At 73.5% G+C, this 238-nt stretch carries 1 protein-coding gene; it reads right to left on the bottom strand.

Annotated elements, in window-relative coordinates:
* The coding region (locus tag ACZ3GY_RS24765) for a zeta toxin family protein (RefSeq protein ID WP_465912471.1) at window positions 1-238 on the bottom strand (238 nt) is incomplete at both ends.

The following is a 238-nucleotide window of genomic DNA, read 5'->3' as shown; positions in this document are numbered from 1 at the left end:
AGCCGTCGAACGTGTCGATCGCGCCCTTGCGACCGTGGCGGCCGAGTCGGTCGAGGGTGGCGTTGGCGAGGTGGAAGCCGTCCATCGGCAGCGCCACCGCCGTGCCCGGGTTCCGGGTGTTCAGTTCGGCGGCGAGTGCCGCGGCGAGCGTCGTCTTACCGCTGCCGGGGCTCCCCGCGATCCCGAGCAGGAATCGGGACGGTCCGGATGCCGCGCGCTCGACACGGTCGGCGAGGGC

The organism is Pseudomonas sp. PME37.24/006 (genome assembly GCF_055556635.1).
The sequence above is the reverse complement of the archived record's forward strand: the minus strand, read 5'-3'. Positions and strand labels throughout refer to the sequence as shown.